Origin of the sequence: Desulfitobacterium dichloroeliminans LMG P-21439 (genome assembly GCF_000243135.2) — a bacterium.
GTDB lineage: Bacteria > Bacillota > Desulfitobacteriia > Desulfitobacteriales > Desulfitobacteriaceae > Desulfitobacterium > Desulfitobacterium dichloroeliminans.
In genome coordinates this window covers 1710835-1724683 of the sequence record NC_019903.1, presented here as the reverse complement: position 1 = coordinate 1724683, position 13849 = coordinate 1710835, and the positions used below count along the sequence as shown (strand labels likewise).

The following is a 13849-nucleotide window of genomic DNA, read 5'->3' as shown; positions in this document are numbered from 1 at the left end:
AATATAAAAATAGAACATATATCCAGTGCCTAAGAGTATTTCAGCGAATCTTAGCTCCAAAAGGGATAAGCCCCAGCATTGCAAACTTAAAATGCTGAAGTCCAAAGGGAATACCGATAATCGTCAAGCAAAATAATGCGCCAATCACAAGATGACCGATAGCTAGCTCCCAACCCAAAAAAATGAGCCAGAGGATATTTAAAAGAAGACCTCCCACTCCAAAATGACCCAGCTCGATTTCTTTACCAAAGGGCCACAATACAAACTGAGCTATCTTAAAGCATTGGAGCCCAAAGGGTATCCCGATCACGGTTATGCACAAAATCAGACCTGCTAGAAACCAGGCAATAGCTGCAAGAATTCCGCCAAAAACCAGCCAAATGATATTTCCAAGTAAATTCATTATTTCTCCCCACATTCTCATAAGTCAGTGTTGAAGTCCTTCAGTAATATCTCTATGTCTATAAAAGACTCTTGTGCTGACCGTATTCAACTTATTGATTTACTTGCGAGCATGACACCTTAAGGTTTTAAATACTCAGCAAAAGCAAAGGTAAAGGGCTCTGTACCCTCACACTGGTAGGTTTTAACGAGCATGTAGTTTTCAAGTGCTTCAACTGCGCGGTTTATTCTAGTAACTGTCAACCCGGATTGTTTTTCTAGTTTGAGACCATCTATAAAATTCACTTCTTCAATTATTTCAAGTACCTTTTCAGCATCAAGCGTAGGATCAAATCTCAATTCCTTCTCAAAGATGAAGAAAAGCATGAATGTAGGTCTTACATACGCAAATTGAAAGGGTTCTGTACCTGGTAATCTTTCAAGCTTAACAATCCCCCGTGCTTCAAGCTCTAGAACCCCCTTGTTAAATTGATCAAGACTTAAACCACTTAAAACTTCATGAAAAAGTTCTCTTGCATGATATCTCTTTTCCACGACTTTTACTTCACCTTCACTATATGCCATAACCTTTCCAATCTGTGACGCTTCATTGGATAATTCAGTATTTGATAGTTTCTGTTGATATATTATTCCTTTAATATCCACTTTACTCATTCCCAGTCCTCCAATAAAGAAAAATGTGTGTACCAATAGTATAGCATAAATTATATCGATCCGGTCTGGAGGTAACTGGCATGTCTAACAATCCGACAGCGCTGTCGGATTGTTAGACATGCCCTATAAATGAGATTATCACTTTTGTCATCATCTGCATATCCTGGGGATAAAAGCTATAGAAAGGATCAGCATGTTTATGAGCATAATCACAGAACGCACCCCGCTTGTAGTAGCGGCTGAAATCAATTCAATTAGAAATCAGACGGGGAAAATCCTTCTTGTCAGTGCTATTGAGATAGGTAGTCGTCTGAGTGAAGCTAAAAATATGCTTCAGTATGGGGAATGGCTGAAGTGGTTGAGTGAGTCAGTAAATTACTCTGAAAGAACAGCACAAAGATTGATGGGCCTCTTCGAAGCCTATGGAGAGAACTTGTCTCAACAGCCAAATTCCCTTGACACCACCAACATGCCGAATTTAAATTATACTCAGGCGCTCATCCTATTAGGAATCTCTGAAGAAGAGCGAACCCAACTGATAGCGGAGATAGATGTGGAAAGTATGTCCAGCCGTGAGCTGCAAAAGGTCGTTCAAGAGCGAAGTCATGCCCTAGAAGAACGGAATCAAGTCCTTCAAGAAAAAACAGATCTTCAGATAGCACTCGATGACCAGGTAAACAAAGTAACCCAGCTGACCTCAGAGCGGGATGGCTTAAGGAGGAAAGCAGAGGAATTAAGAAAGTACCAAATAGGGATTGAGACCAAGGTGGGGAAGCTTAGCTCCGAGTTAAACTCGGTCAAGAAAAGTTCATCTTACGAGCATGTCCAACGAATGACAAAGAACCTTACTGAAGCCTACTTCAAGACCTCAGCGAATAAGGTTGCCTTTCTCTATGAAAGTTTAGATAAAACCTTTAAAGATCTTGTATGGGAGCTAGGACAATTGTCTAACAAAAACCCCGAAGTTTATGAAGAGTATAAAAATAAACTAACTAAATTTCTGGCAAAGAACTTGGACAGAATCTGATGGAATGTAAAAAGGCTTAGGGTTGTACCCTAAGCCTTTTTTGAATGGCAATCCACTAACCATTAACTACTGTTCCCCCATTAACATGAAGGATCTGCCCCGATACATACGCAGAACCCTCGCAAGCTAAGAACAAATAGGCAGGTGCTACTTCTACGGGTTGGCCAGCTCGTTGCATAGGGGTAGTGCTGCCGAAGGTTGAGACTTCGTTGGCATCAAAAGAAGCAGGAATCAACGGCGTCCAGATGGGACCAGGGGCAACTCCATTGACTCGTATTCCCTGTTTGATTAGTGATTCTGATAGAGAACGGGTGAATGCTACTACTGCTCCTTTGGATGCGGAATAATCGATAAGCTTAGCATCACCTTTATACGCAGTAATCGAAGCTGTATTGATAATCACAGAACCATACTTAAGATGAGGAAGGGCTGCCTTGGTTAGATACAACATGCCAAAGATATTGGTGCGGAACGTCTGCTCTATTTGTTGTGCAGTAATATCCAGAAGTGAATTCTGGGGATGCTGTTCCGCCGCATTATTTACGAGAATATCCAAACTGCCAAAGGTTTCTAGTGTTCTCTGTACAGCCTGGTGACAGAAACCTTCATTTCCGATATCCCCTGCTATCAACAGACAGCGTCGACTGAGCTGTTCAATTCTTTCTTTTGTCGCCTGTGCATCTCCATGTTCATCAAGATATACAATAACAACATCCGCACCTTCTTTGGCATAGAGCAAAGAAACTGCTCTGCCGATTCCGCTGTCTCCACCACTGATGAGAGCAACTTTCCCTTGCAGTTTGCCACTGGGACGATAGTTCAGATTTTCAAAAATGGGGCTAGGATTCATAAGTGTTTCAATACCAGGTTGCTGATCTTGATGCTGGGCTGGAAAGGTGGGTTTTGGGATCTTTGTTTCACTCATAATTGTCACTCCTTTGATTGTCGGGCTCAACATAAAACTCTCATTAATGTTGCCCTGAAAGGGTGACATTACTCATAATATTAGAAAAAGCCGTCCCACGGACGGCTTTAAAAGTGTTTCTAATAAATAAATTCAGTCTCGACTGCCCGTTTAAGGTAACAACATATCATATCCACCTGTGAACTTTTCTCACAAGCTTTCCACACGTCGGACTATCAAAACATCGTCTTTTCATGTTAAGCGCATCTAAATCCCTTTCCAACAGCCATATCTACGAATTCTTCCTTACTACATTTGACCTTGACGATGCAATTGTATAAATTTCTGAAGTGCGTATTATTATTCTCCACGAAGTCTACTTCCCATTCATAACCTGCTGTATCTGCAAACGTTAATAACTTCGCTAGATATTCCAAACTAACATTGACGAGCCCCCCTGGGTAAACACAGACATCATTATTTGTTGTGAATTTATTGATAATCTGTATTCCACTAATATCATTCGCAATCTCGCCAGCCTTCTCTATATATTTCCTGATGAGTTCCGCATATATTTCCTCATAATTTTCTTTTTCACGTTCGCAGAGTTCTCTAATTCCGCTGTTTTTATTTAATGAAGCGTATTTTTGACTAATGTTAGCTAAGGTTTGGCAACAATCTGACATAACACTACCTCCTTAGAATACGTTTTGTACGGGCAGCTTGTTATTGTAATTTCTTTCACTTTTATCATATAACAAAACTCTCACTTCTTCAATCCTTTTTTGTATTTATCTGTGTCCATCATTTCCTGAAAAGCATTCACATTATAGAAAATCATTACAATAAAAGGCTTAGGAACATACCACATTGGTATACCTCTAAGCCTTATCATTTAAGCCTTTATCGCCCGCACCAGCGGTCTTTACAATTTTCACAGCCCGATCCACACTGGCTGTAATTCGGAATCATGTCAAATTCCTTGGCGATTGCGATGGCAACCTGGTTATCTTTACCTAAATTAGACACAATGCACTGGCTGTGAACATCACAATTTTGATCTGTGCTGTGTATTAGTTGCCCACCTTTATTGCAAAATACGCATGTTTTATTTGATTCCATCTTCTGTATCTCCTTCTCAAACATATATCTCTAGTTTCAATGTTTCGGTTCCTTATGATGGTCACTTAAATATAACATTCGTAATTATTGCAAAGCAATGGGCACATTTTCCTATCACCTTATCAATGTCGACTTGCATAATTGACATAGCTCACCCGGAGCTATTTCCTTTACAGGATAGATCTAATTAAGTCAGACCGGTTCATATTTTGACAGCGAGTCGGTCGGGGTTGTGATAGAAGTTGTTGGTGCAGAAGAGTTTGGGTTTGGTTCTGGTGAGGGAGATGACGTTGGGTCTGGAACAGACTCAGAAGAAGGTGGTGTGGTTTGGATCTGAGATTGCGATTTATTATCCGGGGCAGTTGTCGAAGCATTTCCACACCCTGTAAGACCAAGTGAAATTAGTAAAACAATGAATAACGATAGAATTATCTTTCCTGATATAATTCTTCTCAATTCCAAAACTCCTTTCTTATCCTGTAGATCGGTCATTCAAATTATAAGCAACCCGCGACACGAAGCCGCGGGTTTTTTACAACTAACTAGTAAGGGTTGTCTTAGTGCTTTTGATTCACCACGGAGCCTAAATCAATCTTGACTGTTGACTCGAGTAGTAGTCCAATACCCTTGTAAAATGGATGTCGAGACTCTTTGGATAATTTAGCACCAAACTTGGGCAGCCATGGAAAAAGGTGTTCCATAAAGAAAGCATTTGCCTTTTTCAAGTAAACATCCGAATCTTTTTCCTCAGCATACGCCCGTGATAGCAAATAGTACATGAATTCCAACTCAATTGCTACATGGTCACTAAGTTCAGCATAATCAAGGGTTAACTCTAAACCTTCTTCAGCAAGGGCTATTTCCATAGCCTCAGAAGAAGGCCCCATCAAGGTGCCTTGGAATTCTTGGGGTCGATTTGTATCAAAATACGATTCATACGGAGGACACGCGGGTGACATGGGACCGAGGAACAGACGAGTATACTCAGCTTTTAGATCCTGGTGACCTAATTTTCCGGCGTTGTTTACACCGTCTAATGTATGAAGTATTTCTTGCATTAGCTCTACGCCCTTTACCTCCAGAAGCAACCGGCTAGCCTCAAGCAGATCCTTCTTACTGTCCTCTTGTTCAAGTTCCACCAGGAAATTATCCGCTGGTTCGTAAAAGGTCATCGCTAAAAACTGATACAGTATCGTCCGCGCAAACTCTTGATCAGCACAATGTTGGCGGTTCATCATTTCGCAACACCACTGGTGAGATTCTTTCCACCGACAACTTTACGACTAGCAGCATTACCTGCATTCACATCGGTTTGTGCTCCCATATTTCTGACAAGACCGGTGCCATAGACGATTATAAAAGCGACCAAAGAGAGCACCCCTACAGTAATGGCGATCTCGCTAAAGGTTGGAACATAGGAAGGAATCAACGAAAAAGAAGTTTGACCGGCTTCAAAGAAATTCCCTGTGCTTTCAACAAAACGTCCGGTTGATACACCAGGTGCAAAACTAATGTTTTCAACCAAGAAGCCCGGTAAGATGATGTTGATACGCTTAAGGAAAACAGCTACCATAACTAGTAAACCGGCTATAGCGAGCCAACCTGTTGAGCGATTTGTCGACTTATTACCCAGGATGAACAAGGGGACCACCATGCCCACAATCAACTCAAACCAAAGTAACGGAGCAAATTTACCAGTCAAGATCAATAAAGCTGCTTCTGCTTGGACTGTTCCACCAGAATAGACCAAGGTGAAAAGGTCACAAAACAATAGAAATAGGTCAAGGAAAATAAAGCCGACAAGAACCTTGGCCAAAGTGCCTAAGTTTTCTTTATCGAGGCCAGGAATACCTACTTTTCTGCCGAAATGAGCTACAAGTAATAACAGCCCTACACCGGATACTACAGCGGATGAGATAAAGATGGGAGCCATCAAAGCAGTATCCCAATAAGGTTTACCTACTTGCAGACCAAAGATCCAAGCTGTAATAGAGTGTACCAATAAGGCAATCGGCAAAGAGAAGATAGCTGCTTTCGCTAATTTATGCTCGCGCTTTTCTTCGCTTTCCCCTTTCCATTTATTACTGAAGAAGATCCAGCACTCATAAAGACCAACTAATAAATAGATACTGATCACTAGGAAGTCCCAAGCAATCGGGGAAGTAAAGCGCCCACCGAAAACGATATTTAATACACGTTCCGGATGTCCAACGTCAGCCATAATCATGGCAGCCGCCCCGATGATACAAGCAACGGCAACGACAACACCAATAGGGGCAACACTTTTCAATCTTTCGATCTTAAGAACATAAGCGGAGGAAGAGATAATCAATCCACCCGCGCTCAAGCCCACGAGAAAAGCGAAAGTAACGATATAAAGTCCCCAGGATACAGAGTTATTCATACCGGTAACTTGCAGGCCGTTTATTAGCTGATTGACATAAAAGCCTCCGCCGATTAACGCTAATCCGGCCAAAACAGCCATCAAAGTACGTCGGGTGTTGGATTCATTATTCACCATAGTAACCGCTCCCTTCAAAAGCAGGCTTTTTGAGTTTACGGCGCGGTGGCACATAGTAAACACTAGGCTTAGTGCCTATATCCTCCAATAAAGGCTTAGCACCACGCTCCCTAATCAACCGGGAAATTTCACTATTTGGGTCATTTAAATCACCGAATACACGGGCATTTGCTGTGCAACCGGTAACACAAGCAGGACTTTCCCCTTGGGCTACTTTCTCCTGACAGAAAGTGCATTTTTCGACTACGCCCTTTGGACGACTGGGAACACGCGCATCGCCAATGTGATCATCATCAAAAGCTGGTACGTGCTCTGGCGTTCCCCAGTTAAAGACACGAGCGTTATATGGGCAAGCAGCCATACAGGTCCGGCAACCAATACACTTCTTATAGTCTTGTCTGGTAATCCCATTTTCATCCTTATAGGTGGCCCCGGTAGGACAAGCACGTACACAAGGTGCATTTTCACAGTGCATACAAGCGGTGGGCTGGTAGTATAGTGTGGGTTGTCCGTCTAAACCCGTGGCCGGAGTGGTTCCGTATTCATCTGTACCGTTACTGAGGATGCGGTTCCACCAGTTCCCTAAACCAATATTGTTCTCCATCTTACAGATAACCGAACAAGTCCAGCAACCAATGCAACGATCTTGGTCAATTAACATTCCTAATTTCACACTCATCTTTATACCCCCTTAACCTGGACTAAGGTTGAATTAAGGGCGTGCCCATACGCTTGGGGATGAGTATAGTCATTACTCAGGACACTAGAGCAATAGCCCTGTTGCATCCACCAACCGTTAGGCATCGATACAACCCCAGGACGAATTCCATTACCCACGTGGGCAGTTACTTTAACAGAACCGCGATCGTTAAATACTTCTACCATATCGCCATCCTTGATTCCTCTGGCTTCGGCATCCACTGTACTCATAGTAACCCATCCCTTCGGATAAATCTCCGAAAGCCACGGCATGATTGCGTAAGTGCTGTGGACCTTGGTCCGAATTTTATTAGCTACTAGGCTTAACGGGTATTTCTCGTACAGCTCAGGTGCAGTCTCTTTTGATTCCTCAGGTGGGAAATAATTGACAAGCGGTTCGAATCCTTTATCTTCCCAGCGTGATGCGTGGAACTCAAAACGCCCGGAAGCCGTTTTGAAGGGTGTGTCAACAAAGAAGGTGAAGGGTTTTTTATCCCACTTTACGCCGTACTTATTCAATTTTGGATCGCTCCATTGATAAACCGGACCACTCTTACGCAAGCTCTCGACGGTTAGTCCGGTTTGTTCCAAAACAACATCGATCCATTCTTCTTCAGTCTTGTCGAAGTATTCACCAAAGCCCAAACGTTTTGCTAATTCGGTATAGATCCAACCATCGGATTGAGCTTCCATGAAGGGCTCGATGGCTTTATCCATGAGATGATAGTAGAAGGAGCGGGAGTTACACATTACATCATAGCGTTCAAACAAAGTCGCTACCGGTAAGACGATATCAGCCAAAGATGCGGCATCACCAAAGAAATGCTCTTGCACTACAATGAAATCCATCTTCTTAAAGCCTTCAACAACCTTATTGGTATTCGGCAGCTGTCCCATACCCTTACCTTGCCAATAAATCGCTCTGATCGGATAAGGCTTACCCTCGCTCAAATATTCCCCAACCTTGGTAGCCGGGATTACTCCCTTATTATCAGCCTTAAAGGGTGCATTTATGGCCACATTAGTACCATGTGAGAAACCACCGGTATCGTTAACACCGCCACCCAGTAATCCAATATTTCCGGTCAAGCCAGCAAGGTTTAAGAGCGACTGGACGAAATAGGCGCCGCTACTTGTGCGTTGGGCACCGGACATGCCGCTATCGATCATAGCCGGTTTAACAGTTGCATAAGTGTAAGCAACTTCGCTGATATCCTCGGCCGGTACACCTGTGATCTCACTGGCGTATTCGGGGGTAAATTTCGCAACTCTTTCTCTCAAGCGTGCAAATACTGTGCGCACAGTTAGATCACCGATTTTAAATGTTCCCTCGAGGACAGGAGCTACTGCCTCATTGGGAAGAGCAGGTCCATTAGTCGACTGATCCCAGACCACAAAGGCCTCATGGTCACCACCGGCAACGACATCGTCTTGGCGTAATAATTTACCGGTTGCTTCGTTAACCAAAAAGGGTAAATTACTTCTGCCTAAGGCAAATTTTTCGTCGTAAAGATTCTCTTCGATGATGATTCTAATCATGGCCATAGCCATTGCTGTATCGGTACCGGGTTTAATGGAGATCCATTTATCAGCCTTAGAGGCAGTCTCACTGAAGCGTGGGTCGATTGTAATCAAACGACAGCCTTTATCCAATGCATCAGCCATTATGCGTGAGTGCGGAATATAGGTAACGGCCGGGTTATGACCCCAAGCAATGAGTAGTTTACTATATGCCTTCTCTTCAATTCCGGCGGTACGATAACCTTGGGTAGCTGTTGAGGCTTCACCTTGAGCCGCACAGCATAGGGAACCTATTCCGCCGGTCATTACACCTTTACCAAAAGCATTAGCAAATCTTCTTTGCATGGAATTCGGCAAAACTGACATTACTGCCCCAGCTGTAAACCAGACTGATTCAGGACCGGACTCATCGCGGATTTGTCCCAACTTAGTGGCGATTGTATCTAACGCCTCTTCCCAAGAAATGCGCTCCCATTTTCCTTCGCCGCGCTCCCCGACCCTTTTGAACGGATACTTGAGCCGATCCGGATGGTAATTCCACTGTAAGCGGGAACGACCACGCAAGCAGGGTCTGGTGTAATAATTGGGATTCGGAGAAATTCTGACAAGCTTACCATTGCGAACATGAACTTGTAAGGAACAGTTGTTACATTCCGGGTTACAGCAACTATAACTGATTTTTTCTTGGTCATTTACCGGGGCTGCGTTAACTTCCTTTGCTATACCTAAACCCCGTAGGATGGACGCGGGTGCTCCAGTTGCAAGAGCGCCGCCGAGCGCCAGACCCCCGCCTAAAAATTGTCTACGTGAAAAGCCCATTAGTTCACCCCCATAATTTTTGGACATTAGCTAGATGATTATTCGAGCAATCATCCTTCGTTCAAACGACTCAAACCACCATCTTTCGATAAAATAGTTGTTATTTCAACTATTTATATATTCTCTTTTTCTAGTCATAAGCCTGTGGAACTTTCCACAAGAAAAAGGAGTCCTCTTTGTAGAAAACTCCATGGAAAAAATTATTAATTTGGGGAGAAGCTATTTACATTTCATCGTACTCCATATTCAGAATTTGCAGGGCAATATAGATATTGACAAGGTGGTCCACTCGGTTAAGATCGAGACGGAGCATTTGTTCGATTTTTTTAATTCTGTTGCGCAAAGTATTTTCGTGAACATAGAGAACCTTGGAAGTATTGGAAATTTGACATTTTTGATCAATATGGGTTCGTAGTGTGCTCAGTAAAGCCGTTTCCATCTCCAAATCATAAGCTATGATTTCACCAAGAGTTCGTTGTGCGAACTCTTGGAGCTCTTGGGCTGGCGCCGTAAAAATGAATTTCAGAAATCCCATCTCATCAAAGTGGCTTATGTTACCCGATCCGAACACTTTACCGAGTTCTAGGGCAATCTTTGCTTCCTGAAAACGTTGATGTAAATCGGTTAAGGCAACTGCTGTAGAACCCACACCCATGTGAACATCTTTTATGCTGCAAAATGACAGGTTACCTAAAAGTTCAGTAATAAACTGGTTTATGGCTCCCTTAATCTGAAGGTTTGGTAAGTTGGTCAGGGAGAGGATAACAACGGCATTTTCATTGATAACCGTGTAGATCGGTGGGAAGGAATTGAACCGGGACGGTCCTAGCCGCCTGACCTTGAGAAGCTTATCCGTGGGAGATTCTAGGACAATAATTGCAAAAGGTCCCTCGATATTCCAATGCAAACGCTGGGCCTTTTCATAAAGTGCAATTTTAGAATGATAGTTATTATACAGGACATCGTATATAAACTCATCCAGAAGCCAACCCCGCTCAGTCTCCCTGATTGAGGCCTCTTTTAAAGCCAGTAGCAGTGTCAACGACACTTGCTGGATAAGAACCCTTTGGCCAGGCTGTAAATCCTGGTTCGCACAGAGAACGATACAATGGCCAAAAAGTTTACCGGGCACTTTAATCGCATAATAGACATAATGGAGTACTCCCTTTTGTGTTTCCCATAGACCCTCGTTAAACTGGTTCACTTCAGTAAAGAAATCAGCTTCTATATCATCGCCATTTCCAAGGCGAAGTGGGAAGAATTCCCCAACACTCACCCCGGTTCCTCGTGGATCGTGAAGTACCAAGACACGATTAACAGAATCAGTAATAATGATGGCTTTGCCTATCTCTTGAGCAAGCCTCGCCGCAATGTGAGGAATATCTTGGCCTTGGGCCAAATCCTTCATTGAGCGGACAAAGAGCTCACTGTAATTCATCCTCGTTTCCATACCCATCCCCTTTCCTTCTTGGATGTCGCAAGATCTGCTTTCCTATCTTCAGTGCAACGTAGCGAATCGAGGGTCGCGTGAGTTGGATCTTTACAACCCCTGGCAACCTCCGCACGATATCCGCAGTCTTTGAATTGGTATCGCTTAAATCTATTAGGGTTAATGCCTGTACTGGACACGAGGATACACAAAAAGGCGTTTCTCCTTCGTCCAATTTTTCATAACACAAATCACATTTGATTACTCTTCCCGTGGCTGGATTGACGACTGGTGCTTCAAACGGACAGCCTCGTGTGCAAGTTCCACAACCTGTACATTTTGTTTGGTCAAATAACACTACGCCATCATGTCGTTTTCGGTAGGCTTGCTCCGGACAAAGGCGGAAACACTCCGGATTGGCGCAATGATTGCACGAAGTAGAAAGGTAGTATTTTATAACCTGAGCCCCTTTTTGAAATTCTTGCAGCTCAACGTTGCGCAAATAGATACCAGGTGGCAAATTGTTCCCAGTAGCGCAGGCCATGACACAGGTCCGGCACCCTAAGCAGCGATTGGGATCAAAAAGGAATCCTCTTTGTGTTCGAGCCATTTTCTCACACCCTCGCTAAATTCACATACGTATTGTTAAAGGCTAACCCTTTAGCATCAGAACAGCTCTCTCCCAAATCGGTATCAATTAAAGCAATAATGTTATTTAATTCAATATCATGCTTTGAGTCACAACCGATATATACCGATACAACATCGGGTGGAATACTCTCAGACAGACTCACAGGTAATACGATTTGACCTAACTGGTTATACACCCTAACCTTTACCCCTTCCTCGATATCCTTCAATAGAGCCGTCTCTGGATTAAGCAAAACCTTTGTCTTTTCGGAGACTCCCTCCATACCCACAAGATTCCTGAACTGCGAGTTAAGGGTCGCGTAACTACGAATGCGCAATAACCGAAAAGGGTAGTCTTTACCTTCTTGACCTTCCTCGATATCCTGAGCAAAGGAAGAGATCTCATGGGTTAAGGCGGGTTCCGTAAGGAATTCATATTTCCCGGACCGAGTCAAAAAAACCTTGTCTTGCCAAGGTACTTTGGGCAAATCAACCCGCCGGTATTGTTCCATCAAGTCGCGATAGTCGGATATCCCTAATTTAGGATATTGAGGCTTCATCTCCATATCAAGCCATTCTACAGCCTCCCGTTCCACGGGAAAGGTACTGAATCCCGGCGCAAGCTTGTTTAATACAATCGCTAGTTCACGCATAATCTCGAAGTCAGATTTACTTTCACCCAAGGGAGCAATCGCTCTTTGATTAATGGCAGCACCATAATGCCAGTATGATATAACAACATCCTCGTATTCATAATGGGATGCCACCGGTAAGAAGTAATCAGCGTATTGAGCCGTAGGGGTAAGAAACTTGTCAGCAACGACAACAGTCTGTATGGACTTTAATGCTCTCTTAACGGCTCCTGAATCGGGAGCTTGGGCAACCGGATTGTGAGAAGCCACCCAAAGCAGGTCGATTGGGGGATCCATTGACATAAGTTCTGCAAATCTTCCTGTTCCTACATAGCGATGTTGATGCTGCCCTTGAGCATCTGGAATACCACATCTATCTTCAGGGGGCTTAAGCGACGTAAATTCCCCAGCGAAATCCCAGGAATCAAAAGTAGCATAATGAATATTTCCACCGGGTATACCAATATTTCCAGTCATAGCTACTAAAGCAGAAATTACTCGGAAACTTTGTCCCCCCATAGCGGTATGCTGTACTCCGGCTCCTAACCAAATGGTCATTGGCTTAGTGTTACCAATCAAGTGGGCTAGATTCCTAATCTCATGTACGGGGATTTCTGTCGCTACAGCAACATCTGCTAAATTTACCTTTTCTAATGTGGCTTGAAATTCAGGCCAACCCTTCGTATAATGACTCAGAAAATCTGCATCCACTAAATTTTCTTCATATAAAACCTTGGCGATACCTAGAGCCAGGTCCAAATTGGTCCCTGGTTTGATTTGAACGTATAGATCACTCCTTGCCGCCGTAGCCGATAAAATCGGATCAATGACCACTAAAATAGCGCCTTTTTCCCTAGCCTCAAAAACTAGGCGCATCTGATGATGGGTTGTCCAGGCTGGATTCCCCCCCCAGACAAGAATTAAGCGAGCCTCAATCATATCTTCAGGAACTGGCTTTTTACATGATCCGAAGCTCAAATCCAACGCATCTATCCCAGTAGCTACGCAGGGAGAACCCGTCATCAAGGTAATATAACCGATACTGTTAAAAAAGCCTTCGATGCTTCTGGAGAGCAAGCCCATAGTCCCTAGGTATTTATTAAGGCAAACAGGAAGCATAGAGTTATACTTGTTCTGAATGTCAATTAGCTTCTCGGCTATTTCATGCAGTGCTTGATCCCAGGAAATTCGCGTTTCCGGTACCTTTACCCACTTGTTTCATCGGGTAAGTGATTCTGTCCGGGGTATAGATCCGTTGTAAATGAGCGTACCCTTTAGCACATAAAGAGCCTAAGGTATATTCATCAATAGGATCTCCCTGAATGCTAACAATTCGGCCATTTTGGACCTTAGTCTTGATCCGACATGAAGCTCGGCAATCCGATGAACAGACGTTATTGTATATAGACTCCATACGCACCCCCATGGACTTCCATTACTTAATGAGATTTCCGTCAAATATTCAAAATTATTTTCTTATAACGATAAT

General features: G+C 43.4%; 14 protein-coding genes. 1 reads left to right on the top strand and 13 read right to left on the bottom strand.

Features of this window, described 5'->3' with window-relative positions:
- Positions 1 to 40: 40 nt before the first annotated feature.
- Together DESDI_RS08095 and DESDI_RS08090 are read right to left on the bottom strand one after the other, a co-directional pair.
- Positions 41 to 403 carry a YccF domain-containing protein gene (locus DESDI_RS08095; protein WP_015262153.1) on the bottom strand — a complete coding sequence of 121 codons (363 nt, stop codon included), beginning with the start codon at positions 401 to 403 and terminating at the stop codon, positions 41 to 43.
- 119 nt (positions 404 to 522) lie between these two features.
- On the bottom strand, positions 523 to 1056 hold the full coding sequence (locus DESDI_RS08090) for a hypothetical protein (RefSeq protein ID WP_015262152.1): 534 nt from the start codon (positions 1054 to 1056) through the stop codon (positions 523 to 525).
- A gap of 193 nt (positions 1057 to 1249) precedes the next feature.
- Between DESDI_RS08090 and DESDI_RS08085 the strand changes: the two genes are divergently transcribed.
- Positions 1250 to 2083, top strand: coding sequence for a DUF3102 domain-containing protein (locus tag DESDI_RS08085; RefSeq protein WP_015262151.1), 834 nt, complete (start codon positions 1250 to 1252; stop codon positions 2081 to 2083).
- Positions 2084 to 2138: 55 nt separating this feature from the next.
- Here the strand turns inward: DESDI_RS08085 and DESDI_RS08080 are convergent, their stop codons facing one another.
- The 11 genes from DESDI_RS08080 to DESDI_RS18275 all read right to left on the bottom strand — a co-directional run bounded on the left by DESDI_RS08080 (position 2139) and on the right by DESDI_RS18275 (position 13774).
- Positions 2139 to 3008 (bottom strand): SDR family oxidoreductase, encoded by an 870-nt coding sequence (locus DESDI_RS08080; protein ID WP_015262150.1) that lies wholly within the window; start codon positions 3006 to 3008, stop codon positions 2139 to 2141.
- Positions 3009 to 3244: 236 nt separating this feature from the next.
- Complete coding sequence (locus DESDI_RS08075; protein ID WP_015262149.1) at positions 3245 to 3673, bottom strand: hypothetical protein; 429 nt, start codon at positions 3671 to 3673, stop codon at positions 3245 to 3247.
- Between the two features lie 217 nt (positions 3674 to 3890).
- Positions 3891 to 4109, bottom strand: a complete 219-nt coding sequence (locus DESDI_RS18065) for a hypothetical protein (protein WP_015262147.1) — start codon at positions 4107 to 4109, stop codon at positions 3891 to 3893.
- A 557-nt stretch (positions 4110 to 4666) separates the two neighbouring features.
- Entirely contained in the window at positions 4667 to 5347 is a 681-nt protein-coding gene (locus tag DESDI_RS17305) for a TorD/DmsD family molecular chaperone (RefSeq protein WP_015262146.1), read from the bottom strand.
- On the bottom strand, positions 5344 to 6630 hold the full coding sequence (nrfD, locus tag DESDI_RS08060) for an NrfD/PsrC family molybdoenzyme membrane anchor subunit (RefSeq protein ID WP_015262145.1): 1287 nt from the start codon (positions 6628 to 6630) through the stop codon (positions 5344 to 5346). Before nrfD ends, DESDI_RS17305 begins: the two co-directional genes overlap by 4 nt.
- Complete coding sequence (locus DESDI_RS08055) at positions 6620 to 7309, bottom strand: 4Fe-4S dicluster domain-containing protein (protein WP_015262144.1); 690 nt, start codon at positions 7307 to 7309, stop codon at positions 6620 to 6622. Before DESDI_RS08055 ends, nrfD begins: the two co-directional genes overlap by 11 nt.
- 2 nt (positions 7310 to 7311) lie before the next feature.
- On the bottom strand, positions 7312 to 9669 hold the full coding sequence (locus DESDI_RS08050) for a molybdopterin-containing oxidoreductase family protein (protein ID WP_015262143.1): 2358 nt from the start codon (positions 9667 to 9669) through the stop codon (positions 7312 to 7314).
- Between the two features lie 223 nt (positions 9670 to 9892).
- Positions 9893 to 11125: a PucR family transcriptional regulator gene (locus DESDI_RS08045; protein WP_015262142.1), complete on the bottom strand. Its 1233-nt coding sequence runs from the start codon at positions 11123 to 11125 to the stop codon at positions 9893 to 9895.
- Positions 11094 to 11708, bottom strand: coding sequence for a 4Fe-4S dicluster domain-containing protein (locus DESDI_RS17630; protein WP_015262141.1), 615 nt, complete (start codon positions 11706 to 11708; stop codon positions 11094 to 11096). The genes DESDI_RS08045 and DESDI_RS17630 overlap by 32 nt, the downstream gene beginning before the upstream one ends.
- A 4-nt stretch (positions 11709 to 11712) precedes the next feature.
- On the bottom strand, positions 11713 to 13500 hold the full coding sequence (locus DESDI_RS08040) for a molybdopterin-dependent oxidoreductase (RefSeq protein WP_242825472.1): 1788 nt from the start codon (positions 13498 to 13500) through the stop codon (positions 11713 to 11715).
- 22 nt (positions 13501 to 13522) lie between these two features.
- Positions 13523 to 13774: a hypothetical protein gene (locus DESDI_RS18275; protein WP_242825454.1), complete on the bottom strand. Its 252-nt coding sequence runs from the start codon at positions 13772 to 13774 to the stop codon at positions 13523 to 13525.
- Positions 13775 to 13849 lie beyond the last annotated feature (75 nt).

What these genes read in the sequence shown, in the direction of transcription:
- DESDI_RS08095 (WP_015262153.1), bottom strand. Translation starts at nt 403, where the DNA reads ATGAATTTACTTGGAAATATCATTTGGCTGGTTTTTGGCGGAATTCTT.
- DESDI_RS08090 (WP_015262152.1), bottom strand. Translation starts at nt 1,056, where the DNA reads ATGAGTAAAGTGGATATTAAAGGAATAATATATCAACAGAAACTATCA.
- DESDI_RS08085 (WP_015262151.1), top strand. Translation starts at nt 1,250, where the DNA reads ATGTTTATGAGCATAATCACAGAACGCACCCCGCTTGTAGTAGCGGCT.
- DESDI_RS08080 (WP_015262150.1), bottom strand. Translation starts at nt 3,008, where the DNA reads ATGAGTGAAACAAAGATCCCAAAACCCACCTTTCCAGCCCAGCATCAA.
- DESDI_RS08075 (WP_015262149.1), bottom strand. Translation starts at nt 3,673, where the DNA reads ATGTCAGATTGTTGCCAAACCTTAGCTAACATTAGTCAAAAATACGCT.
- DESDI_RS18065 (WP_015262147.1), bottom strand. Translation starts at nt 4,109, where the DNA reads ATGGAATCAAATAAAACATGCGTATTTTGCAATAAAGGTGGGCAACTA.
- DESDI_RS17305 (WP_015262146.1), bottom strand. Translation starts at nt 5,347, where the DNA reads ATGATGAACCGCCAACATTGTGCTGATCAAGAGTTTGCGCGGACGATA.
- nrfD (WP_015262145.1), bottom strand. Translation starts at nt 6,630, where the DNA reads ATGGTGAATAATGAATCCAACACCCGACGTACTTTGATGGCTGTTTTG.
- DESDI_RS08055 (WP_015262144.1), bottom strand. Translation starts at nt 7,309, where the DNA reads ATGAGTGTGAAATTAGGAATGTTAATTGACCAAGATCGTTGCATTGGT.
- DESDI_RS08050 (WP_015262143.1), bottom strand. Translation starts at nt 9,669, where the DNA reads ATGGGCTTTTCACGTAGACAATTTTTAGGCGGGGGTCTGGCGCTCGGC.
- DESDI_RS08045 (WP_015262142.1), bottom strand. Translation starts at nt 11,125, where the DNA reads ATGGGTATGGAAACGAGGATGAATTACAGTGAGCTCTTTGTCCGCTCA.
- DESDI_RS17630 (WP_015262141.1), bottom strand. Translation starts at nt 11,708, where the DNA reads ATGGCTCGAACACAAAGAGGATTCCTTTTTGATCCCAATCGCTGCTTA.
- DESDI_RS18275 (WP_242825454.1), bottom strand. Translation starts at nt 13,774, where the DNA reads ATGGAGTCTATATACAATAACGTCTGTTCATCGGATTGCCGAGCTTCA.